This is a genomic window from Burkholderia lata (assembly GCF_902499025.1).
Taxonomy (GTDB): domain Bacteria; phylum Pseudomonadota; class Gammaproteobacteria; order Burkholderiales; family Burkholderiaceae; genus Burkholderia; species Burkholderia lata_C.
This window is the reverse complement of sequence record NZ_CABVPW010000022.1, coordinates 23,559-45,827: the sequence shown is the minus strand read 5'-3', so window position 1 is coordinate 45,827 and position 22,269 is coordinate 23,559. Positions and strand designations below refer to the sequence as shown.

At 67.3% G+C, this 22,269-nt stretch carries 25 protein-coding genes; 14 read left to right on the top strand and 11 right to left on the bottom strand.

The genetic code is table 11. The features are described from left to right. Positions 1 to 262: 262 nt before the first annotated feature. The gene (locus tag BDI24065_RS22050; RefSeq protein ID WP_175033066.1) at positions 263 to 1,474 is read right to left on the bottom strand and encodes an MFS transporter; all 1,212 of its coding nucleotides are present in this window, start codon (positions 1,472 to 1,474) and stop codon (positions 263 to 265) included. A 324-nt stretch (positions 1,475 to 1,798) separates the two neighbouring features. Between BDI24065_RS22050 and BDI24065_RS22045 the strand changes: the two genes are divergently transcribed. The 8 genes from BDI24065_RS22045 to BDI24065_RS22010 all read left to right on the top strand — a co-directional run bounded on the left by BDI24065_RS22045 (position 1,799) and on the right by BDI24065_RS22010 (position 7,953). Further along, the gene (locus tag BDI24065_RS22045; protein ID WP_175033065.1) at positions 1,799 to 2,569 is read left to right on the top strand and encodes a GntR family transcriptional regulator; all 771 of its coding nucleotides are present in this window, start codon (positions 1,799 to 1,801) and stop codon (positions 2,567 to 2,569) included. After that, on the top strand, positions 2,566 to 4,305 hold the full coding sequence (locus tag BDI24065_RS22040; protein ID WP_175033064.1) for a fumarate reductase/succinate dehydrogenase flavoprotein subunit: 1,740 nt from the start codon (positions 2,566 to 2,568) through the stop codon (positions 4,303 to 4,305). The genes BDI24065_RS22045 and BDI24065_RS22040 overlap by 4 nt, the downstream gene beginning before the upstream one ends. A 10-nt stretch (positions 4,306 to 4,315) precedes the next feature. Beyond that, on the top strand, positions 4,316 to 4,561 hold the full coding sequence (locus BDI24065_RS22035; protein ID WP_047900978.1) for a 4Fe-4S dicluster domain-containing protein: 246 nt from the start codon (positions 4,316 to 4,318) through the stop codon (positions 4,559 to 4,561). Positions 4,562 to 4,592: 31 nt separating this feature from the next. Next, a complete protein-coding gene (locus BDI24065_RS22030; RefSeq protein ID WP_175033063.1) occupies positions 4,593 to 5,585 on the top strand; it encodes a HEAT repeat domain-containing protein in 993 nt (330 codons plus the stop codon). Further along, positions 5,585 to 5,872, top strand: a complete 288-nt coding sequence (locus BDI24065_RS22025; protein WP_175033062.1) for a gamma-butyrobetaine hydroxylase-like domain-containing protein — start codon at positions 5,585 to 5,587, stop codon at positions 5,870 to 5,872. The genes BDI24065_RS22030 and BDI24065_RS22025 overlap by 1 nt, the downstream gene beginning before the upstream one ends. A 67-nt stretch (positions 5,873 to 5,939) precedes the next feature. Continuing rightward, positions 5,940 to 6,854 carry an NAD(P)-dependent oxidoreductase gene (locus BDI24065_RS22020; protein WP_302479470.1) on the top strand — a complete coding sequence of 305 codons (915 nt, stop codon included), beginning with the start codon at positions 5,940 to 5,942 and terminating at the stop codon, positions 6,852 to 6,854. Positions 6,855 to 6,904: 50 nt separating this feature from the next. Beyond that, positions 6,905 to 7,396: an NUDIX hydrolase gene (locus tag BDI24065_RS22015; protein WP_175033060.1), complete on the top strand. Its 492-nt coding sequence runs from the start codon at positions 6,905 to 6,907 to the stop codon at positions 7,394 to 7,396. A gap of 92 nt (positions 7,397 to 7,488) precedes the next feature. Continuing rightward, positions 7,489 to 7,953 (top strand): acetyltransferase, encoded by a 465-nt coding sequence (locus tag BDI24065_RS22010; protein ID WP_175033127.1) that lies wholly within the window; start codon positions 7,489 to 7,491, stop codon positions 7,951 to 7,953. Between the two features lie 115 nt (positions 7,954 to 8,068). Here BDI24065_RS22010 and BDI24065_RS22005 read toward each other — a convergent pair whose 3' ends face one another. After that, positions 8,069 to 8,623, bottom strand: a complete 555-nt coding sequence (locus tag BDI24065_RS22005; RefSeq protein ID WP_175033059.1) for a TetR/AcrR family transcriptional regulator — start codon at positions 8,621 to 8,623, stop codon at positions 8,069 to 8,071. A 96-nt stretch (positions 8,624 to 8,719) separates the two neighbouring features. On the opposite strand from BDI24065_RS22005, the gene BDI24065_RS22000 reads away from it, so the two are divergent. Both BDI24065_RS22000 and BDI24065_RS21995 read left to right on the top strand, forming a co-directional pair. Then, positions 8,720 to 9,385 (top strand): DJ-1/PfpI family protein, encoded by a 666-nt coding sequence (locus BDI24065_RS22000; RefSeq protein WP_175033058.1) that lies wholly within the window; start codon positions 8,720 to 8,722, stop codon positions 9,383 to 9,385. A 234-nt stretch (positions 9,386 to 9,619) separates the two neighbouring features. Continuing rightward, entirely contained in the window at positions 9,620 to 10,237 is a 618-nt protein-coding gene (locus BDI24065_RS21995; protein WP_175033057.1) for a 3'-5' exonuclease, read from the top strand. Between the two features lie 135 nt (positions 10,238 to 10,372). Here the strand turns inward: BDI24065_RS21995 and guaA are convergent, their stop codons facing one another. From guaA to BDI24065_RS21970, 5 genes are all read right to left on the bottom strand, one after another. Beyond that, complete coding sequence (gene guaA, locus BDI24065_RS21990; protein ID WP_175033056.1) at positions 10,373 to 11,992, bottom strand: glutamine-hydrolyzing GMP synthase; 1,620 nt, start codon at positions 11,990 to 11,992, stop codon at positions 10,373 to 10,375. Positions 11,993 to 12,108: 116 nt separating this feature from the next. Further along, complete coding sequence (locus BDI24065_RS21985) at positions 12,109 to 12,714, bottom strand: hypothetical protein (protein WP_175033055.1); 606 nt, start codon at positions 12,712 to 12,714, stop codon at positions 12,109 to 12,111. 6 nt (positions 12,715 to 12,720) lie between these two features. Next, the gene (guaB, locus tag BDI24065_RS21980; RefSeq protein ID WP_011352433.1) at positions 12,721 to 14,181 is read right to left on the bottom strand and encodes an IMP dehydrogenase; all 1,461 of its coding nucleotides are present in this window, start codon (positions 14,179 to 14,181) and stop codon (positions 12,721 to 12,723) included. Positions 14,182 to 14,459: 278 nt separating this feature from the next. Continuing rightward, a complete protein-coding gene (locus BDI24065_RS21975; protein ID WP_438820026.1) occupies positions 14,460 to 15,317 on the bottom strand; it encodes a DUF2182 domain-containing protein in 858 nt (285 codons plus the stop codon). Continuing rightward, entirely contained in the window at positions 15,295 to 16,059 is a 765-nt protein-coding gene (locus tag BDI24065_RS21970) for a DUF899 domain-containing protein (RefSeq protein ID WP_175033054.1), read from the bottom strand. The genes BDI24065_RS21975 and BDI24065_RS21970 overlap by 23 nt, the downstream gene beginning before the upstream one ends. Positions 16,060 to 16,173: 114 nt before the next feature. Between BDI24065_RS21970 and BDI24065_RS21965 the strand changes: the two genes are divergently transcribed. The 3 genes from BDI24065_RS21965 (at position 16,174) to BDI24065_RS21955 (ending at position 19,232) form a co-directional block, all read left to right on the top strand. Next, positions 16,174 to 17,394, top strand: coding sequence for a helix-turn-helix domain-containing protein (locus BDI24065_RS21965; RefSeq protein WP_175033053.1), 1,221 nt, complete (start codon positions 16,174 to 16,176; stop codon positions 17,392 to 17,394). A gap of 31 nt (positions 17,395 to 17,425) precedes the next feature. After that, positions 17,426 to 18,112 carry a Vgb family protein gene (locus BDI24065_RS21960; protein WP_175033052.1) on the top strand — a complete coding sequence of 229 codons (687 nt, stop codon included), beginning with the start codon at positions 17,426 to 17,428 and terminating at the stop codon, positions 18,110 to 18,112. A gap of 136 nt (positions 18,113 to 18,248) precedes the next feature. Then, positions 18,249 to 19,232: a DMT family transporter gene (locus BDI24065_RS21955; RefSeq protein WP_175033051.1), complete on the top strand. Its 984-nt coding sequence runs from the start codon at positions 18,249 to 18,251 to the stop codon at positions 19,230 to 19,232. 54 nt (positions 19,233 to 19,286) lie between these two features. Here the strand turns inward: BDI24065_RS21955 and BDI24065_RS21950 are convergent, their stop codons facing one another. Beyond that, positions 19,287 to 19,610 (bottom strand): RnfH family protein, encoded by a 324-nt coding sequence (locus BDI24065_RS21950; protein ID WP_175033050.1) that lies wholly within the window; start codon positions 19,608 to 19,610, stop codon positions 19,287 to 19,289. A gap of 4 nt (positions 19,611 to 19,614) precedes the next feature. Next, positions 19,615 to 20,052, bottom strand: a complete 438-nt coding sequence (locus tag BDI24065_RS21945) for a type II toxin-antitoxin system RatA family toxin (RefSeq protein ID WP_034188832.1) — start codon at positions 20,050 to 20,052, stop codon at positions 19,615 to 19,617. A 98-nt stretch (positions 20,053 to 20,150) separates the two neighbouring features. On the opposite strand from BDI24065_RS21945, the gene smpB reads away from it, so the two are divergent. Beyond that, positions 20,151 to 20,597, top strand: coding sequence for an SsrA-binding protein SmpB (smpB, locus tag BDI24065_RS21940; protein ID WP_174941338.1), 447 nt, complete (start codon positions 20,151 to 20,153; stop codon positions 20,595 to 20,597). A gap of 240 nt (positions 20,598 to 20,837) precedes the next feature. On the opposite strand, the gene BDI24065_RS21935 is transcribed toward smpB, so the two are convergent. Then, positions 20,838 to 21,773: an SPFH domain-containing protein gene (locus BDI24065_RS21935; RefSeq protein ID WP_174988882.1), complete on the bottom strand. Its 936-nt coding sequence runs from the start codon at positions 21,771 to 21,773 to the stop codon at positions 20,838 to 20,840. A gap of 33 nt (positions 21,774 to 21,806) precedes the next feature. After that, entirely contained in the window at positions 21,807 to 22,241 is a 435-nt protein-coding gene (locus tag BDI24065_RS21930) for an NfeD family protein (protein ID WP_175033049.1), read from the bottom strand. Between the last annotated feature and the right edge of the window lie 28 nt (positions 22,242 to 22,269).

Here is a 22,269-nt window from a genome sequence, read left to right as displayed (position 1 = left end):
GCAGGCCGAATTCTAGCAGGGTGACGCGGGTATGACAGGCCCTTCGAATATATGCTCGATATTGCGTTTTTTAGGGGCCGAATCGCGACGCATGCGCGCCGATCGGCCTCATTTCCCGCTCTGCTGCGCCGCAGCGGGCCGCGAGCCATCCGGACACCGGCAAATGCGACCGGTGTCGGGCCCTGTTTTTATTTGCGACGACGCCGGCCGGGCCACGTCGTCCCGGAAAAACGGACACGACCCCGCCTCCATTTCTCCCGGTTCAGGTAGCCGCAGTTTCCTGCCGCGCGCTCGCGAACGGGCGGAACATCATCGCGATCAGGAACGCGCCGAGACCGATCGCAAACGAGCCGAGATACAGCCAGCCGTAGCTGCCGAACGTATCGACGATCAGGCCGCCCGCCACGGGGCCTGCGGCCATCCCGAGGCTCCCGGCCATCGCACAGCCGCCGATCACGGTGCCCATCATCCGCAGCGGAAAGTTCTCGCGCGCAAGCACCGAATACAGCGGCATCACGCCCGCATAGATGAAGCCGAACACGATCGCGACCGCGTAGAACCCGTCCAGCGTGCGCACGAAGTAGTAGCCGAGCGCGCCGAGCGCCTGCGCGAGCAGCCCGGCCACCAGCATGCGCTTCGCGCCGATGCGGTCGCCCAGGATCCCGAACGCGATCCGGCCGCCCATGCCGGCGAGCCCTTCGACGCTGTAGATCGACACCGCGACGATCAGCGGGATCCCGCACGTCACCGCGTAGCTGACCGTATGGAAGATCGGGCCCGAGTGCGTCGCGCAGCAAAAGAAGTTGGTCAGCAGCAGCACGATGAACTGCGGCGAGCGCAGCGCATCCGCGACCGACATCGCCGCAGGCTCGCCGGCTTGCGCAGGGGCCGCATGGGCGCCGTCGAGTGCGGGCGCCCGGCGCACCAGCAGCGACACCGGAATCATCACGACGGCCGCCAGCACCGCAATCAGCAGCATCGACGTGCGCCAGTCGCGCACCGACACGAGCCACGCGGCCAGCGGGGCCATCGTCATCGGCGCCATCCCCATCCCGGCCGACACGAGCGACACCGCCAGGCTGCGGTGCGTGTCGAACCAGCCGGTCACGCACGCCATCATCGGCGCGAATATCGCGGCCGTCGCGCCGCCGACGGCGAGGCCGAAAGTCAGCTGGAACGCAAGCAGCGACGGCGCGCGGCTCGCCAGCGCCAGGCTTGCCGACAGCAGGACGGCGCCCGTGATGACGACCGGGCGCGTGCCGATGCGGTCCGACAGGCTGCCCCACCCCATGCTCGCGAAGGCCATCGCGATGAAGCCGAGCGTCATCGCGCCGGAGATGCCGGTCATCGACCAGCCCGTGTCGCGTGCGATCGCGCGCAGGAACACCGGCAGCGAAAACATCGCGCCAACCGCGATGCAGCCCATCAGGCCGCCCGCGGCGACGATGACCCAGCGGTATCGGGAGTCCGGCATGGGGTGCCTCCTGTTCGTTACGGCGGTCCTCGGGAACCGGGCGCCACCTGCGTGGCGCAATGGCCGGTCGACATGGATACGACGGGCGACGCATCGGGAAATCGACATGCGCGGCACACGCGCCGGCGAATTTTTTGATTGTCCGCCGATCCGATCCGCCTGCAACGGGCGGATCGGGCCGACACCGCATGCCGGATCGTCCGGTTGGTCCGTCCCCTGCCGCAGCGCTTTTCCGGAATCGGAAAGTCGAAATCAGAAATAGTTGGTTTGGGCGCGCGATCGCGCTGACTACACTCGAGTGATCTTGTCATAACAAGTTGACCGATGACCTCCCCCAACGTCGTGCCGCTATCGGCGGCCCCGCTCTACGTGCAGATCAAGGACACGCTGCGCGCGCGCATTCTCGACGGCACCTATGCGCCGCACAGCCGGATGCCTTCCGAACACGAGCTCTGCGCGACGTTCGACGTCAGCCGCATCACGGTGCGCCAGGCGCTCGGCGACCTGCAGAAGGAAGGACTGCTGTTCAAGCTGCACGGCAAGGGCACCTTCGTGTCGAAGCCGAAGGCGTTCCAGAACGTGACATCGCTGCAGGGCTTCGCCGAGGCGATGTCGTCGATGGGCTACGAGATCGTCAACCAGGTGCGCAGTGTCCGCACCGTCAAGGCCGACCGCCATCTCGCGACGAAGCTGAACGTGCCCGAAGGCGCGCCGCTCGTCGAAATCCACCGCGTGCGACTGCTGAACCGCGAGCCCGTGTCGCTCGAACAGACGTGGGTGCCCGAAGCACTCGGCAAGCGCCTCGCGGGCGCCGATCTCGCGACCCGCGACATCTTCCTCGTCCTGGAAAACGACTGCGACATCCCGCTCGGCCATGCGGACGTGTCGATCGACGCGATCCTTGCCGACGACGAGATCGTCGATGCGCTGCAGGTCGAGGAAAGCAGCCCCGTGCTGCGCATCGAGCGCCTCACGCATGATGCGTCGGGCGCACCGATCGACTACGAATACCTCTACTTCCGCGGCGACGCCTTCCAGTACCGGCTGCGCGTCGATCGGCAGAAACCGCGCAAACCTGCAAGGAAACAACGATGACTACCCATGTGCTCGAATACGACATCGTCGTGGTCGGCGGCGGCACGGCCGGCCCGATGGCGGCGATCAAGGCGAAGGAGCGCGACCCGTCGCTGCGCGTGCTGCTGCTCGAGAAAGCCAACGTGAAGCGCAGCGGCGCGATCTCGATGGGGATGGACGGCCTGAACAATGCAGTGATTCCCGGCCATGCAACGCCCGAGCAGTACACGCGCGAGATCACGATCGCCAACGACGGGATCGTCGACCAGGAAGCCGTGTATGCGTATGCGACGCACAGCTTCGCGACGATCGAGCAGCTCGACCGCTGGGGCGTGAAGTTCGAGAAGGACGGCACCGGCGACTATGCGGTGAAGAAGGTTCATCACATGGGCTCGTACGTGCTGCCGATGCCGGAAGGACACGACATCAAGAAGGTGTTGTACCGGCAGTTGAAGCGCGCGCGCATCGCGATCACGAACCGGATCGTCGCGACGCGCGTGCTGACCGACGCGCAGGGCCGCGCGAGCGGCGTGCTCGGCTTCGACTGCCGCACCGCCGAGTTCCACGTGATCCGCGCGAAGGCCGTGATTCTCTGCTGCGGCGCCGCCGGCCGCCTGGGCCTGCCGGCCTCGGGCTACCTGATGGGCACCTACGAGAACCCGACCAACGCGGGCGACGGCTATGCAATGGCCTATCACGCCGGTGCCGCGCTCGCGAATCTCGAATGCTTCCAGATCAATCCGCTGATCAAGGACTACAACGGCCCCGCATGCGCATACGTGACGGGCCCGCTCGGCGGTTTCACCGCGAACGGCAAGGGCGAGCGCTTCATCGAATGCGACTACTGGAGCGGCCAGATGATGTGGGAGTTCTACCAGGAACTGCAAAGCGGCAACGGCCCCGTGTTCCTGAAGCTCGACCATCTCGCGGAAGAAACGATCCAGACCATCGAGCAGATCCTGCATACGAACGAGCGGCCGAGCCGCGGCCGCTTCCATGCGGGGCGCGGCACCGATTACCGCAGCCAGATGGTCGAGATGCACATCTCCGAGATCGGTTTCTGCAGCGGCCACAGCGCGTCCGGCGTGTACGTCGACGCACGCGCGGAGACGACCGTGCCCGGGCTCTACGCGGCCGGCGACATGGCGGCCGTCCCGCACAACTACATGCTCGGCGCGTTCACGTACGGCTGGTTTGCCGGGCAGAACGCGGCCGACTACGTGGCCGGCCGCGAGCATGCGCCGGTGGACGACGAACAGGTCGCCGCCGAACGCACGCGCGTGCTTGCCCCGCTGCTGCGCGAGCGCGGCCTGGCGCCGGCGCAGGTCGAATACAAGCTGCGCCGCATGGTGAACGACTATCTGCAACCGCCGAAGGTGACGCGCAAGATGGAAATCGGGCTGCAACGCTTTGACGCCGTTACTGAGGATATCGAACAGATAAAAGCGAACCATCCGCACGAACTGATGCGCGCCGCCGAGGTGCGCGCGATCCGCGACTGCGCGGAAATGGCCGCGCGCGCGTCGCTGTTCCGCACCGAGAGCCGCTGGGGGCTGTACCACCACCGCGTCGACTTTCCGCATCGCAACGACGCCGAATGGTTCTGCCACACCTGGCTGCGCAAGGACGCCGACGGTGCGATGCGCAGCGAGAAGCGGCCGGTCGAACCGTACGTCGTGCCGCTTGCCGACGACGATCGCGGCGCCTACACGAATCTGCGCATCCGCGAACCGGCCGCGCTCGCGGCTGCCCTTTGAGGAACCTGCCATGCCCCATACCCCGCACGACATCTTCCAGCGCAGCAGCGCACCCGTGACGATCGACGAGGCCCTGTGCATCGCCGACAAGGGCTGCACCGTCTGCGTCGACGTGTGCCCGCTCGACCTGCTCGCGATCGACGTCACCAAGGGCAAGGCCTATATGCAGTTCGACGAATGCTGGTACTGCATGCCGTGCGAGCGCGACTGCCCGACCGGCGCGGTCAAGGTCGACATCCCTTACTTGTTGCGCTGACCGTGTCCCTCAACGCTGATTTTCGTCGCCCATGACCGACTCCTCCTCCGCTGCCGCGTTGCCCCGTGCACACGTCCCCGACGAAGCTGCACTCGTCGCCCGCCTCGCCGCGCCCGATGCCTCCGTGCGCCGCGTCGCACTGTTCGAACTCGCCGATCTCGAGGACGCCGGGTTCGTGCCCGCGTTCGTCGCCGCGCTGCGCGACGATCCGTCGGCCGACGTGCGCGCCGAAGCCGCCCGCGTGCTCGGCGCGTGGGAACAGCCCGACGTCGTCGACGCGCTGTGCGGTGCATTGCTCGATCCGGACGACAACGTGCGCGCCGCCGCCGCGCAAAGCCTGTCCGAACTGAAGGACGCAGCGTCGGGCGTCGTGCTGCGTCGATGGGCCGACCGGCCCGAGCCGTTCGTGCGCCATGCCGTGCTGCGCGGATTGCGCGAGTTGCGCGACCCCGACGCGTTCGCGCCCGCGCTGCACGCGCTCGAGGCCGAACACGCCGCCGTGCGCGCCGAAGCCGTGGCGGTGCTCGGCTGGCTCAAGGATCCGCGTGCGCTGCAGCCGCTCGCAGGCATCGCGACGATCGATGCCGCCGCGGACGTGCGACGCGTCGCGGTCGGCGCGATCGGATTCGCCGCACCCGATGATGCGGCTGTCATCCACGCGCTGTTCGCTGCGCTGCGCGACCGCGAATGGCAGGTACGCGAGGAAGCGGCCACGACACTCGGCAAGCTGCGCGTCGCGGCCGCGCGCGAACCGCTCGTCGCCGCGCTCGACGATGACTACTGGCAAGTGCGATTGCGTGCCGCGCGTGCGCTCGGGCAACTGCGCGATGCGGCCGCGGCGCCGGCCGTCGTCGTGCTGCTGTCGCATGCGATCAGCAACCTGCGCAAGGAAGCTGCACTTGCGCTCGGTGAATTGCGCAACCGCGCGACGTTGCCCGCGCTGACCCACGCACTGGAGGATCACGATCCGGAAGTACGCAAGGCCGTGCGGATCGCGATCCGGCAAATCGACGAGGCGCCGTGATGATCTCTCCGACCGAAATCGCACTCGACCATCCGGCGCGCACGCTGACGCTCCACTGGCCGGACGGTCACACGCAACGCATCGGCTATGCACGGCTGCGCGGCGATTGTCCGTGTGCGGAATGCCGAAGGATCCGGCGCGACGGCGGTCGTGTCGATGCGGGGCCCGATGTGATGCTGAACAACGTCGAATCCGCCGGCTACGGCATCCGTGCAGTGTTCGACGACGGCCATGCGCGCGGCATCTATCCTTGGCCGTATCTGGCGGAGATGACGGCGCGGCCGTGACTTGGCTTCCGCGAGTGCGCGGACGACATGGCAGGCGTGCGGAAACGCTGCGATACTGACGCCCACGATCGTCTCCACCCACCGTGGGAGCCAGAACATGCACACCGCAGTCGGATTCATCGGCCTTGGCGTGATGGGTACGCCGATGGCGCTCAATCTTGCGCGGGCCGGCACGCCGCTCGTCGTGTGGAGCCGGTCGCACGGCAGCGACGACGCGCTGCGCGACGCCGGCGCGCGCGTGGCCGAGCATGCAGACGACGTGTTCGCGGCTTGCCGCACCGTGATCCTGATGCTCGCGAACGACGCGGCGACCGACGCCGTCCTCGGACGCGGCACGACCGATTTCAGCCGCCGCGTCGCCGGGCATACGATCGTGAACATGGGCACGCATCCGCCCGAATACTCGCGCGCGCTGACCGATGAAATCGCTGCCGCGTCGGGCCGTTACGTCGAAGCGCCCGTGTCGGGGTCGCGCAAGCCGGCCGAAGCCGGTCAACTCGTCGTGATGCTCGCCGGCACGCCGGACGACGTCGACGCCGTCCGCGCGCTCGTGAAGCCACTGTGCCGCGACAGCTTCGTGTGCGGCGACGTACCGTCGGCGCTGACGATGAAGCTCGCCGTGAACCTGTTCCTGATCACGATGGTCACCGGCCTGACCGAAGCCACGCATTTCGCGCAACGTCACGGCATCGATCTCGCCCGCTTCGCCGACGTGCTGAATGCGGGGCCGATGGCGAGCGACGTGTCGCGCGTGAAGCTCGGCAAGCTCGTCGCGGCGGATTTCTCGGTGCAGGCCGCGATCACCGACGTGCTGAAGAATGCGCGCCTCGTCGCCGATTCCGCGCGCGGCATCGGCATCGCGTCGCCGCTGCTCGACATCTGCCATACGCTGTACGGCGAAACCGAGCGGGCCGGACATGGCGCGGACGACATGGTCGCCGTGATCCGCGCGATCGAGCAGCGCACCGACGACGCACGATGAATCGTCGCCGGCCGCCCCACCCACTCGAACGCTTCCGCGCGTAGAAACTCATGTCCGATTCATCCCGCTCCCCGATCGGCGTCACCGCTTCCGTCCGCCCGGTTCCCGCCGTGATCGGCATCGTCCTGCGGGGGCGTGATGTGCTGCTGGTACGCCGCGCCAATCCGCCGGACGCGGGCTGCTGGGGCTTTCCCGGCGGCAAGATCGAAGCGGGAGAATCGATTGCGAACGCGGTCGTGCGCGAGATCGCCGAAGAGACGACCGTCGACGTCGAGGCGCTCGACGCCTTTACCGCGCTGGATGCGTTCGATTACGATGCCGGCGGCGACGTGCGCCAGCACTTCGTCATGGTCGCGGTGCTGTGCCGATGGTTGCGCGGCACGCCTGCTGCCGGCGACGATGCGCTCGATGCGCGCTGGTTCGATCTCGCCGAGCTCGACCGCGATGATTTGCCGATGAGCGCTGGCGTTCGCGACGTCGCGCGACGCGCGATCGAGCGCGCGGCGGCGCTTGGCGACGCGCAGCGTCCGGCCAATACCTGAATCGGCAACCCCTTGCGAGCAGCCCGATTGGGGCCATGACGGTGCCGGCTACCCGCCGAACTTCAAATGACAAATCAAAAATGGGCCAAACCATGATCAGCATTCGCAAGTCCACCCCGACCGACGGCGCACGCGTGCTGGATATCTGGCGCGATGCGGTCGACGCCACGCATCACTTCCTGAGCGACGACGACCGCCGCACGCTCGAATCCGAAGTCATCGCGTTCCTGCCCGGTGCCCCGCTCGATCTCGCCGTCGACGATGCCGACCGCGCGATCGGCTTCATGCTGCTCGACGGCAGTCACATGGAAGCACTGTTCGTCGATCCCGCTCACCATGGCGCGGGTGTCGGGCGCCTGCTCGTCGAAGATGCACTCAAGCGTCATCCCGACCTGTCGACCGACGTCAATGAGCAGAACGAATCGGCCGCGGGATTCTATGAACGGCTCGGCTTCGAGCGCATCGGGCGATCAGCGCTCGATGGACAAGGGCGCGCCTATCCGCTGATCCACCTGCGCTATCGCGCGACACTGCCGTCCTCGCCGCAGCACGCATAACCGTAGCCGGTGCGGGATATCGCGCCACCCGCCACGTCATGCGCACCGGGCACGCGAACGCGGCGACCTGATATCGAGTCCGCTCCACGTATGCAGCACGCGGCCACATGACGCGTCATGCACGACGCATCGGCAGCACGCGTTCGACCATTGCAACCGCGCGCTGCATGAAACCGTTGAACCGGTCGGCGTCGCGCCGCAGCCCGGCCTGCTGTCCGCCGATCAAGCACAAGTGCACGGCCTGCCCGACGATCTCGGCCTCGCCCGACGTGCGCACCAGCCGGCGCGACGTCTCGATCGCAAACGCGAGCCGCGCCGCGTCGACGCGCTGCTGGAATTCCGCGACCAGCGGATCGTGCAGCGCCCATGCGCGGATCGCGATTTCACGCCCGGACCGCTTCTCGGCGGCAATGCGCAGGTAGCGCGCCAACGTGTCGCCGGCACCGCGGCCGCCCGCCGCATAAGCAAGCATCCGCGCGGTGTAGTCGTCCTCCCACGCGGTCAGCAAGGTCGTGACGAAGTCCTCGCGATTGCGGAAGTGGTGATAGAACGATCCGCGGGTCACGTTCAGCCGGCGCGCGAGGCTCTCGGCCGAAATGCCCGCATACCCTTCCCCGTCGAGGGCGTCGAAGCCCGCGGCAATCCAGTCGTTTCGCGTCAGTGTGCTCATCGTCATCGCCATACAGGCTGTGTATGGTGCGGCATGGACAGATAGGCTGCGAACTCTATCACGGCCGTCGCCGCTTCCGGCAGCACGCCACTACGCATGGAGTCCACCTTGAAAGACATCGCTCTCGTCGCATTCGACCGCTTCACTGACGTCGACCTGTTCCTGATGTGGGACATTCTCGGCCGCAACAGCCGCGACTGGCGCGTCCGGATTCTGGGTGCGCAGCCGGTGCTGCATTCCGCACATGGCCTGGCCATCCCGACGCACGGCCCGCTTGCCGACGCCAATCACGCGGACGCGGTCCTCTTTTCGAGCGGCAAGGAAGGCGTACCGGCCGCGCTCGCTCATCCCGATTTCCTGCCGTCGTTCGATCTCGATCCCGAGCGCCAGTTTGTCGGGTCGATCTGCGGCGGGGCCTTCATTCTCGAGCGGCTCGGGCTGCTGCCGGAGCGCCGCGCCACGACGCATCCCGACGCGCGGAAGGGTTTGCAGGCACTCGGGCTGGACGTGCCGAACCAGCCGCTGGTGTGCCATCGCAACGTCGCGACCGCGGGCGGGTGCCTGGCGTCGGTCTATCTGACGGGATGGCTGGTCGAATCGATGTTCGATGCGGGCAAGCGCCGCGAGACGCTGCTGCCGGTGCTGCCTGCCGGGCAACGGGAGATTTACGAAGATCTGATCGAGTTCAGCATCAGGCAAGGTGCGGGACAACCCATGGGCGCGATTCGGGTGGTTGAAGACGAAAACGGGCTGGCGGCATGACGTGCGGATCAATGTGCTGCGGATAGTCGGCGGCCGCCACCCTGTTGCATCGTCGCGCGTCCTGCCGAGCCAATGGTGAATCGGGACGAACTCGCGGGCGGCCCTGGTCATCGATCGGGTCGGCGTTCGCCGCAAGGATGGTCGTTTCTCGGGCAGAACGAGCCTGTCGCGGGCCTGGAGATGCTAACCTCTCGGCCACTCAAACGACACCGCGTGAAGCAACAGGATTCGACCATGCAAACCGTTGCGGTACTGGACTTCGAAACAACCGGACTTTCGCCGAATATGGGCGACCGTGCGACCGAAATCGCCGTCATCCTGCTCCGGGACGGACAAGTCGTCGATCGTTTCCAGAGTCTGATGAATGCAGGCAGACGGATACCGTCGGATGTCGTCGCGCTGACCGGCATCACGAACGAGATGATTGCAACGGCTCCGCCGGCGTCGGAAGTCATGAAGGAAGCCGCGGCGTTCGTCGGCAAGCATGCGGTCGTCGCCCACAACGCCGGTTTCGACAAACGGTTCTGGCAGTCGGAACTCGGGCTACTCGGCATGTCGGCCGAGCATGCGTTTGCGTGCACGATGCTCGTGGCGAGACGTATCTACCCGGATGCCCAGAGTCACCGCCTGTCGAGCCTGGTGGATATGCTGCGGTTGCCCAAATCGGGCCGTGCGCACCGGGCGATGGTCGATGCCGAGATGGCCGGTCACCTGTGGTGCCGGCTGCAGCAGGACATTGCGCGGACTTACGGGCTGGGTCGCATCGATCACGCGCTCATGACGCGCGTCCAGGCAACGGCGAAGGCGAAAGTGCCGATGTACCTGCGGTCGCTCGTGGGTTCGCACGCGTGATGCATGCACGCACGCAGCGCGTTAACGTAAAACGGCTTGGCAATCGCCAAGCCGTTTCTTGTCCGGGCCTGAGCCCGGGCAGCATGCAAACTGAATCGGCCGTCCGCTTGCGAACGCCGGTTCAGTAACCAATACTTATTCCCACTCGATCGTCGCCGGCGGCTTCCCCGAGATGTCATAAACGACACGGTTGATCCCGCGCACCTCGTTGATGATCCGGTTCGACGCGCGGCCGAGCAGCGCGTACGGCAGGTGCGCCCAGTGTGCGGTCATGAAATCGGTCGTCTGCACTGCGCGCAGCGACGTCACGTAGTCGTACGTGCGGCCATCGCCCATCACGCCCACCGACTTGACCGGCAGGAACACCGCGAATGCCTGGCTCGTCAGGTCGTACCAGCTCTTGCCGACATCGGCTTCGCCGCACAGGCCGGCAGCCGCATCTTGCGCGGTCGCGGTCGTGTTGCGCAGTTCCTCGATGAAGATCGCGTCCGCACGGCGCAGCAGGTCCGCGAACTCGCGCTTCACTTCGCCGAGAATCCGCACGCCGAGGCCCGGGCCCGGGAACGGATGGCGGTACACCATCTCCGGCGGCAGGCCGAGCGCGACGCCCAGCTCGCGCACTTCGTCCTTGAACAGGTCGCGCAGCGGCTCGAGCAGCTTCAGGCCGAGCGTTTCCGGCAGGCCGCCGACGTTGTGGTGGCTCTTGATCGTCGTCGCCTTCTTCGTCTTGGTGCCGCCCGATTCGACCACGTCCGGGTAGATCGTGCCCTGCGCGAGCCACTTCGCCTTCGACAGCTTCTGCGCCTCGGCCTGGAACACCTCGACGAACTCGCGGCCGATGATCTTGCGCTTCGCTTCCGGATCGGTCACGCCGGCCAGGTGGCCAAGGAACTGCTCGGATGCGTCGACGTGCACGACCTTCGCATGCAGGCGGCCCTCGAACATGTCGAGCACCATCTTGCCTTCGTTCAGGCGCAGCAGGCCGTGGTCGACGAACACGCAGGTGAGCTGGTCGCCGATCGCGCGATGGATCAGCGCAGCGGCAACGCTCGAATCGACACCACCCGACAGGCCGAGAATCACTTCCTCGTCACCGACCTGCTCGCGGATCTTCGCGACGGCTTCCTCGATGTGGTTTTTCATGATCCAGTCGGGCTTCGCGCCGGCGATCTGCAGCACGAAGCGTTCGATGATCTGGCGGCCCTTCACCGTGTGCGTGACTTCCGGGTGGAACTGCACCGCGTAGTAGCCGCGCGCCTCGTCGGCCATGCCGGCGATCGGGCAGCTCGGCGTCGACGCCATCAGCGCGAAACCCGGCGGCAGCTCAGCGACCTTGTCGCCGTGGCTCATCCAGACCTTCAGCATCCCGTGGCCTTCGTCCGTCTTGAAATCCTCGATGCCGTCGAGCAGGCGCGTATGGCCGTGCGCACGCATTTCCGCGTAACCGAATTCGCGGTGGTCGCTCCACTCGACCTTGCCGCCGAGCTGCACGGCCATCGTCTGCATGCCGTAGCAGATGCCGAGCACCGGCACGCCGAGATCCCACACAGCCTGCGGCGCGCGCAGCTGATGGTCTTCGTACGTGCTCGCGTGGCTGCCCGACAGGATCACCGCCTTCGGCGCGAACTCGCGGACGAAGTCGTCGGACACATCGTTCGGATGGATTTCGCAGTAGACGTGCGCTTCGCGCACGCGTCGCGCAATCAGTTGGGTGACTTGCGAACCGAAGTCGAGAATCAGGATTTTGTCGTGCATGGCTGCGGACGGGATGAAGAGAATAAGAAAAGCAGCGCATCATTTGCATCATGCGCTGCGTCAATAGCATGGACAACGGCGTCGGGCGGAAGGCAGCACGCTCGACGCATGACCGGTCAATCCTGCATCGGCGGGCGCTCGTCGAGTGCGACGGTGCCAGACGACGATTGGCCGGATGCGGCCGGTGACGACGATGCAGCGGGCGCTGCGGGACGGCTGACGACGGGTTCGACACGCTGCGGTGCGGACGACGACGCGGGCGCCATCGCCGGCTCGGACGGACGCTGCGCCGGCGCGCGCGCCTCGAGCGCCTGCGCTTTTTCGCGACGGCGTACCGCCGATGCGAGCCGCACGCCGCCGAGGCCGAGCACGATCAGCGCGACGCCGGCCACGGCCGACAGCACCCTGCCGGCGGCCGCGAGCGCGGGACCGCTGCCGGTGCCGATCGACCAGACGATCGTCAGCGCGCCGGTCAGCCAGACCACATGGCCGACCGATCGCGCGACCGGCGCCGTGAGATCCCCGTTGAACGCTGCATGAAACGCGAGCCACGCGAGCCCGAGCAACGCGATGCCGAACGCCTGGCCGAGCATCGCCGGCTGGACGTTCGCAAGCTGCAGCGCGTTGAAGAGCGACTGCCAGGGCGTCAGCACGAACAGCACGCCGAACGCCAGCAGCAGTACGGCATCGATGATCAGCACAGCTCGCAGTAGCGGTTTCATCGGCGATCAGTCCACGTGGTAGTTCGGCGCTTCCTTCGTGATCTGCACGTCGTGCACGTGCGACTCGCGCATGCCCGCCGCGGTGATCTGGACGAATTCGGCCTTGTCGTGCAGCTCGTCGATCGTCTTGCAGCCGCAGTAGCCCATGCTCGCGCGCACGCCACCGACCAGCTGGAACAGGATCGCGTTGACCGAGCCCTTGTACGCGACACGGCCTTCGATGCCTTCCGGCACGAGCTTGTCGATGTTCGCCGAGTTGTCCTGGAAGTAGCGGTCTGCCGCGCCGTCCTTCATCGCACCGACGGAACCCATGCCGCGATACGACTTGTACTGGCGGCCCTGGTACAGGAACACGTCGCCCGGCGCCTCTTCGGTGCCCGCGAACATGCTGCCCATCATCACCGCGTTCGCGCCGGCCGCGAGGGCCTTCGACACGTCGCCCGAGAAGCGCACGCCGCCGTCGGCGATGCACGGCACGCCCGTGCCCTTCAGCGCTTCCGCGACGTTCGCGATCGCGCTGATCTGCGGCACGCCGACACCGGCAACGATCCGCGTCGTGCAGATCGAGCCCGGGCCGATACCGACCTTGACGGCATCCGCGCCGTATTCGACGAGCGCCTTCGCGGCGGCAGCCGTCGCGATGTTGCCGCCGATCACTTCGACGTGCGGGAAGTTCTGCTTGACCCAGCGAACGCGCTCGAGCACGCCCTTGCTGTGGCCGTGCGCGGTATCGACGACGATCACGTCGACGCCGGCCTGCACCAGCAGCTCGACGCGCTCTTCGTTGTCGGGACCGACACCGACCGCCGCACCTGCGCGCAGCTTGCCGTGTTCGTCCTTGCACGCGTCCGGGTGCTCGGTCTGCTTCGTGATGTCCTTGACGGTCATCAGGCCGCGCAGTTCGAACGCGTCGTTGACGACCAGCACGCGCTCGAGGCGGTGGCTGTGCATCAGCGCCTTCGCTTCGGCGAGCGGGGTGCCTTCCTTGACCGTGACGAGGCGCTCGCGCGGCGTCATGATCGACTTGACCGGCTCATCGAGGCGGGTTTCGAAACGCAGGTCGCGGTTCGTGACGATGCCGACGAGCTGCGGGCCTTCGACGACCGGGAAGCCCGAGATGCCATGCTGGCGCGACAGCGCGATCACGTCGCGCACCTTCATTTGCGGCGGCACCGTGATCGGATCGCGGACGACGCCCGATTCGAAACGCTTGACCTTCGCGACCTCGCGGGCCTGTTCGGCCGGCGTCAGGTTCTTGTGGACGATACCGACGCCACCCTGCTGCGCCATCGCGATCGCAAGGCGACCTTCGGTGACCGTGTCCATCGCGGCGGACACGAGCGGCATGTTCAGGGAGATGTTGCGGGTCAGCTTGGTCTTGAGGCTGGTGTCGCGCGGGAGAACGTCGGAGAAGGCGGGAACGAGGAGCACGTCATCGAAAGTGAGTGCTTTTTGGATCAGACGCATGGCAAATCCTATGGGCGCAAAAGCGAATTATACGCGAAGCGCCGCGAATTTTCACAACACGAACAACGGCTTAGCCGGTTTCGGCCGTTCGGGGGCCGAATCGTTCGGATCGCCGTTCGGTTCGTTTTCGATCGCCTTTCGTTTCACCGCCGCATCGAGCCATTCGCGCAGCCGGTGGCCAAGCGGTCGATCCGCCTGTTGCGAACGGGTCGCGCGACGGTGGTGACCACGGTGAAGCAAGGCCCGGCAACGTGGCGAATCGGCTCGCCTACCCTGTGTTATAGCAGCCCGGCCGCGCGCGCGATCATCGCCATGCCGCCGCCGATCGCGACGCAGCCGACGATCCGTGCAACCCGCCCGCCAGCCGGCACAAGGCGCTCGGCGGCGATCGCCACCGTCACGACCGCCATCACGCGCAGATCCATCATGCCGGCCGCCAGCGCGACCGCCATCAGGTTCCCGCAACACGCCCCGCATCGCATGGCGGCTCGCACGCCGTACCGCCATGCCGTACCGGCACGCACGCGCGGCGCGTGCACACAGGTCGCCGCGTGCCGGCAGCACGCCAGCCGGCGCGCCTTCCATCCGGAGAATTGCAGGACGCCTGCAGCCAATACGACCGTGCCGGCCACGAGCGGCATCGCATGGGCGAGCGCCGGCAGCCGTGCTGCGGCGCTCATCAGTGCGGCGCCGGCCGGAAACACGAGCGCCCCGAGCACCATCCACACCGCGAAATACCCGGCACCCGCGACGACGACAAGCGAGGCCGAACGCGCCGCCGCCTGCGGACCGATGCTCTGGCGGTATCGCCAGAGCACCGGCGCGAGGACGGGCAGCATCATCGTCGCCGTCATCGCGCCCCACATCCCGGCGAATGCCGCGAACGTGCGGCCGGCGCCCCATCCACACGGCCGCTGCCATGCCGCCGACGTCATCCAGCCACCGGGCATCGGTTCGCCGCCCATCGCGGCCATCGACGCGTGCTGCGCGAGGGTCGCGATCGCAGCGAGCGCGAACGCGGCCACGACCGCCACGCCGAATACCCGCGGATCGGGGCCCCTATCGCCAGCATCCGGCCGTGTCATCGCCCGCCCCCATCCGTCGCCGGCGCGCTCAGCCGCGTGCGTACTCGTCATGACGGTGCCACCACGGGCCGGTCTCGTTGCGCCCGCGCGGCGCGCGATCGAGCCACTGGTACATCCCCCACAGCCCGTCGAGCCCCCGCGCATAGGTCGAGTACGTGTGATAAACCGCGCCGTCCTCCCGCACGAACGCGCTCATCCCCGGCCGGTCGAGCGAATACGTGACCGCGTCGGTGCCGCACGTCGCCGCGAACTGCACGACGGGTGCCGGAGGCGGATCCATGTCCATCGCGTGGCCCGCCCGCGCGTAGTTGTATTCGACGTCGCCCGCGCGCTGCTGCGTTTCGGTGAACGACACATTGAAGTCGAAGTTGAAATCGCTGCCGACCGACGACGCCCACGGGAAGCTCCACCCCATCCGCTGCCGGTAAGCGAGCAGTTTCGCGAGCGGCGCGCGCGACACGGCGGCGAGCGTCACATCGTGGTTCGCCAGGTGCACGGCGAAGCCGTCGAAACCGTCGGCGAGCGCCGAGCACGACGGGCAGCCGGCCTTGTAATCGGGGCCGAACATGAAGTGATAGACGAGCAGTTGCGAACGGCCGCGAAACAGGTCGTCGAGCGTTGCCTGCCCGTCTTCGGTGTCGAACCGGTAGGTCTTGTCGACGCGCACCCAGGGCAGTGCCTGGCGCCGCCGCGCGAGTTCGTCGCTTTGCCGCGTCAGCGCCTTTTCCGCGTCGAGCAGCGCGCGGCGCTCGGCCAGCCATTCGTCGCGCGTTCCGGTGAGATGAGTCGTCATGGCGGGTTCCTCCTTCCGTTGGGTATCCGGGCACGGCGTCCGGTGCCGTGTGCGTGGTGCTAGATTAGTGGCGGGCATCGGACCGGAGGGAGTGACAAGTGTGTCGGGATTCGGATGGATTCGCTGATCACGGCGGCCGCGCGCGCGCTCGCGGCCGGTGACGCGCTCGGCGCGCTGAACCGCGTCGCGCTGCGCGACGATGCGCCGGCGCTCGCGCTGCGCGGGATCGCGATGGCACAGCTCGGCGATTTCGAACGCGCGCGCGCCCTCGTGCGCGGTGCCGCCCGTGCGTTCGGCGCCAGGGAGGCCGTGGCGCGTGCGCGCTGCGTCGTCACGGAAGCGGAGATCGCGCTCGCATCGCGCGACCTGCGCTGGCCGACGCGCGCGCTCGATACCGCCTGCGCGACGCTCGACGCGCACGGCGACCGCGCGAACGCCGCGCATGCGCGCTATCTCGGCGTGCGCCGGCTGCTGCTGATCGGTCAGCTCGACGATGCCGAACGGATGCTCGCCAATCTCGATCCCGCACCGCTGCCGGCCGCGTCGCGCGCCGCCCATGAGCTGATCGCGGCCGGCATCGCAATGCGCCGCATCCGCACGCACGCGGCCCGCGCAGCGCTCGCGCGTGCGCGCGCAGCGGCCCGTGACGCCGGCATTGCGGCACTGACGGCCGAGGTCGACACCGCCGCTCGCGTGCTCGACGCACCGGCCGCGCGCCTCATCGCGCGGGGCACCTCGCGGCTCGTGCCGCTCGACGAAGTCGAGACGCTGTTCGCATCGAACGCGCTCGTCGTCGACGCTTGCCGCCACACGGTGCGCGACGCGCGCACGACCGTGTCGCTCGCGCGGCGGCCCGTGCTGTTCGTGCTCGCCCGCGCGCTTGGCGAGGCGTGGCCGGCCGACGTGTCGCGCAACGCGCTCGTCGCGGCCGCATTCCGCGCGAAGCACGCGGACGAATCGCATCGCGCGCGCCTGCGCGTCGAGATCGGCCGGCTGCGCGCGGTGCTGCGACCGCTCGCGAACGTCATCGCCACGCCGCGCGGCTTTGCGCTCGAACCGCTCGGCGTACGCGAGACCGTCGTCCTCGCGCGCCCGGTCGACGATCGACACGCGGCCGTACTTGCGCTCCTCGCCGATGGCGAGGCATGGTCGAGCTCGGCGCTGGCGCTGGCCCTTGGCGCGAGCCAGCGCACCGTGCAGCGTGCGCTCGACGCGCTCGCCGAAACGGACAAGGTCCAGGCGCTCGGCCGCGGTCGCGCGCGCCGCTGGATGACCCCGCCGCTGCCCGGTTTCGCGACGACCTTGTTACTCCCTGCCCCGCTGCCGGGCGATTAGGATGACTTCACCAAAGGACGAGGGGACGAACATGAAACGCTCAAGTGCAGACATCCTTCGCGAATACGGCCCGTTTCCGGGCGTCGACGGCGTACACGGCGTCACGTACGACGGGCAGTACGTGTGGTACGCGTCCGGTGACAAGCTGAATGCGCTCGACCCGGAACGCGGCACGACCGTCCGCTCGATCGACGTCGCCGCGCATGCGGGCACGGCGTTCGACGGCCACCACCTGTACCAGATCGTCGAGGACCGCATCGAGAAGATCGATCCCGAATCGGGCCGCGTACTCGCAACGATTCCCGCCCCCGGCGGCGGCGGCGATTCGGGGCTGGCATGGGCCGAAGGCACGCTGTGGGTCGGCCAGTACCGCGAACGCAAGATTCACCAGGTGGATCCGCAATCGGGCGCCGTGCTGCGCACGATCGAGTCGAACCGCTTCGTCACCGGCGTGACGTGGGTCGACGACGAGCTGTGGCACGGCACCTGGGAAGCCGACCAGGCCGACCTGCGGCACATCGATCCGCGCACGGGCCGGGTGCTCGAGCAGATCGACATGCCGGCCGGCGTCGGCGTATCGGGGCTCGAATCGGACGGCCACGACCGCTTCTACTGCGGCGGCGGCAACAGCGGCACGCTGCGCACCGTGCGTCGGCCCGCACGGGCGCGGGCACCGGGCAACAGCGCAGGCGCAATGGCCGATTCGACTGACGAATGATCCGCAGCCTGCTGCGTTCGATCCCGGGCGCAGCACACCTGCGCCCCGCCGTGCGCCGAGTGCAGGAATGAACAAGACGACGCCGCGACCGCGTCGCTAAGATGCGCGCTCGTCAGTCATGTGTTCGGAGCGGTCGATGCAGCGCGGTGTGGTCTATGGTGTCCTGGCAGGTGCCCTGTGGGGCATGGTGTTTCTCGTTCCGCGGCTGCTGACCGATTTCTCGCCGCTGCTGCTGAGCGCCGGCCGCTACGCGATGTACGGCCTCGTGTCGCTCGCGGCCGCACTGCCGGCCGCCCGCTCGCTGCTGGCCCGGCTGACCCGCGAGGATCTTGTCGCGCTGGTCAGGCTCGCCATCGTCGGCAACGTCGCGTACTACATGCTGCTGTCCGGCGCCGTGCACCTGATCGGCATCGCACCGAGCTCGCTGATCGTCGGCGTGCTGCCCGTCACGGTCACGCTCGCGGGCCTCGGCGACCACGGCGCAGTACCGCTGCGGCGGCTCGCTGCCCCGCTCGCGCTGGTGATCGCGGGCATCGTCTGCATCAACATCGACCTGTTCACGTCTGAGGCCGCGCATGCGACGACGCTCGGCCAGAAGCTCGCCGGCATTGCCTGCGCGGCCGGCGCGCTCGCGAGCTGGACCTGGTACGCGGTCGCGAACGCACGCTACCTGCAGCGCCATCATCATTTCGGCGGCAACGAGTGGTCGGTGCTGTGGGGTGTCGTGACGGGCCTGATCGGCGGGCTCTGCTGGCTCGCGATCCTCGCGCTGCCGGCCGGCACGGTGCAGGCAGCCGTCCCGGCGTCGCGCTGGCAATTGTTCTGGCTGCTGAACCTCGTGCTCGCGATCGGCGCGTCGTGGCTGGGCAACGGGCTGTGGAATGCCGCGTCGAAGCGGCTGCCGCTCACGCTGTCGGGCCAGCTGATCGTGTTCGAAACCGTGTTCGCGATGCTCTACGCGTTCGTGTACGACCGGCGGATGCCGCATGCGCTCGAGATCGCCGCGCTGGTGCTGCTGCTCGCGGGCGTCTACGGCTCGGTGCGCCAGCACGGCAACACGCCAGCCAACGGCGATACGTCGGGAGGCACGCCCGCAAACGCGAACGCCGCGGCCCACTGAGCGCCGCGGCGTTTGGTCAGACGAATCGAGGCGAAAAGCGCGGATCGGACCGCGTCAGCGCGCGTCCTTGTGCATCCACTTGCGGCCCTCGATGGAGCCGTCGCGGCGCGACTTGTCGACGCGCCGCTGGCGCGCAAGCTTCGGATCGACGATCAACGGGCGGTAGATCTCGACGCGGTCGTGATCGGCGAGCGGCGCGTCGAGCGGCGCAAGCTTGCCGTACACGCCCGTCTTCGCGGTTGCGAGATCGATTTCCGGGTGCAGCGCGAGCACGCCGCTCGCATCGATCGCCGAGCGAACGGTCGCCCCGTCGGGCAGCGACAGCGGAATCAGCGTCTGGCGATCCGGCAGCGCGTAGCAGACTTCGATCGACAGCATCGCGTCACCCCTTCCCGTAGCGCTGGTCGGCGCGCTTCACGAACGAATCGACGAACGTGTTCGCGATGTGGCTGAACACGGGCCCGATGATCTTCTCGAGCAGGATGCTCGAGAACTCGTAGTGCAGCGCGAATTCGATCTTGCACGCATCGGCACGCAGTGCCGTGAAGCGCCACGAGCCCGTGAACTTCTTGAACGGGCCGTCCGTGAACTCCATGTCGATCCGCGTCGGGCGCTGCTGCGTGTTGCGCGTCGCGAAATGCTGCTTGATGCCCTTGAAGTTGATGTCGATGCGCGCTTCCATCCCGCTCTCGTCCTGACGGCGAATCTCGACGCCGCCGCACCAGGGCAGGAAATTGGGGTAGTCGGCCACGTCGGTGACGAGGTCGAACATCTGTTCCGCCGAATGACGGATCAATACGGTTTTCTGGACATCTGCCATAAATCGCGCGGCATCGCTTAAGGTGAGAACGCAAGCCGGGCGATTCCCGCCCCGCTTTGCTAAAATCGTGATTTTAAACGAGTTGGCTCGATCCTTTCATGAGCATCATCGACAACAGGAAAGCGCACTTCGATTATCACATCGAGGAACGCTACGAGGCGGGGCTCGTGCTCGAGGGCTGGGAAGTCAAGGCGCTGCGCGCCGGGCGCGGCCAGATCAGGGAAGGTTACGTCGTGATCAAGCACGCCGAGATCTTCCTGATCGGCACCCATATCAGCCCGCTGCCCGAGGCTTCGACCCACATCACGCCCGACCCGGTTCGCACGCGCAAGCTGCTGCTGCACCGCGACGAAATCAAGAAACTGATCGGCAAGGTCGAGCAGCGCGGCTACACGCTCGTGCCGCTGAACTTCCACTATAAGGGCGGTCGCGTGAAGTGCGACATCGCGCTCGCGAAGGGTAAGAAGCTGCACGACAAGCGCGAAACCGAGAAGAAGCGAGACTGGGAACGCGAAAAGGCACGCATCATGCGCGCCGGCACCTGACGCACGCAACACGCATTGCAAACGACACGGCCCGCTCGATGCGGGCCGTGTCGCTTTGTGCGAGATGAATCGGGCGCGCCGGCTACAAGGGCGATACTCGGCTCGCCGCGCCGCCCGTTTCGGCTGAAGAAAGGGTCCGCCGGCGGCGCCGCACGGGCGTCATCCGCGCCCCGACTGCGCGACGATTCGCCGCACGCCGATCGCACGCGGCGGCCACCAGCGCACCGCGCAAATCCGGGCTCAGGCCTTCCCGCCCGAAGCCGCCCCCGCGCTCTTGACGATCGTCAGCGCCGACGAGATCGCGGTGCCGAGATCCGAGAGGTTCGACGGCACGATCAGCGTGTTGCCCTGCTTTGCGAGATTCGAGAACGCGCTGACATACTGCTCGGCCACCTTCAGGTTCACCGCGTCCATCCCGCCCTGCGATTGCATCGCGTTCGCAATCTTTTGGATCGCCTGCGCGTTCGCTTCAGCCACCGCCAGAATCGCGGCGGCCTCGCCCTGCGCCTGGTTGATCGCGGCCTGCCGCTCGCCTTCGGATTTCTGGATCGCCGCTTCGCGCGCGCCGGACGCGAGGTTGATCTGCTCCTGCTTGCGGCCTTCGGAGGCGGCGATCAGCGCGCGCTTTTCGCGCTCGGCGGTGATCTGTGCCTGCATTGCGTGCAGGATTTCCTTCGGCGGCGTCAGGTCCTTGATCTCGTAGCGCAACACCTTCACGCCCCAGTTCGCCGCGGCCTGATCGAGCGCCGACACGATGTTGTGGTTGATGAAGTCGCGCTCCTCGAACGTCTTGTCGAGTTCGAGCTTGCCGACTACCGAACGCAATGTCGTTTGTGCGAGCTGCGTGATCGCGAGCACGAAGTTGCTCGACCCGTACGACGCCTTCATCGGATCGGTCACCTGGAAGTACAGCACGCCGTCGACCTGCAGCTGCGTGTTGTCGCGCGTGATACAGACCTGGCTCGGCACGTCGAGCGGAATTTCCTTCAGCATGTGCCGGTACGCGATGCGATCGACGAACGGCAGCACGATATTGAGACCGGGCGACAGCGTCGCGTGATAGCGCCCGAAGCGTTCGAGCACCCACGCATGCTGCTGCGGCACGATCTTCACCGTCTTCGACACGATCACGATCGCAATGACGAGCAGGACAACCCAGATGATCAGCGAATCCATGAAGTATTCCCTCCTTGTTGTATCAGCGGACGATCAGCCCGCAGGTTTCGCCACGACCACGAGGCAATTGCCGCGCACGGCGCTTACCTGGTACACGTGCGCATCGTCGCGCTCGCCGTTCGCGAGTTCGACGTCCCAGTCGGCGCCGCGATACTGCACGCGTGCGCGGCCGTCACGCCACGCGTCGACCGTGACGGTCGAGCCGATATCGAGATTGACGTCGGGATTCGTGGACGTATCGCGCTTCTGCTTGCGGCCGAACCCCGAACGGCGCAGCACGATCATCGCAACGATCGCGACCAGGGCCGCCGCGCCGAACTGCACGTGCGGCGCGAAACCGGCCAGTTGCAGCAGCCCGCCTGCGAGAAAGCCGAGCGCGATCATCAGCAGGTAGAACGTGCCCGTCAGCAACTCGGCCACGACCAGCACGCCCACCGCGCCCCACCAGAACAGATGCCCCGACATCATTGTGGTCTCCAGAAAAACATCCCCCGCG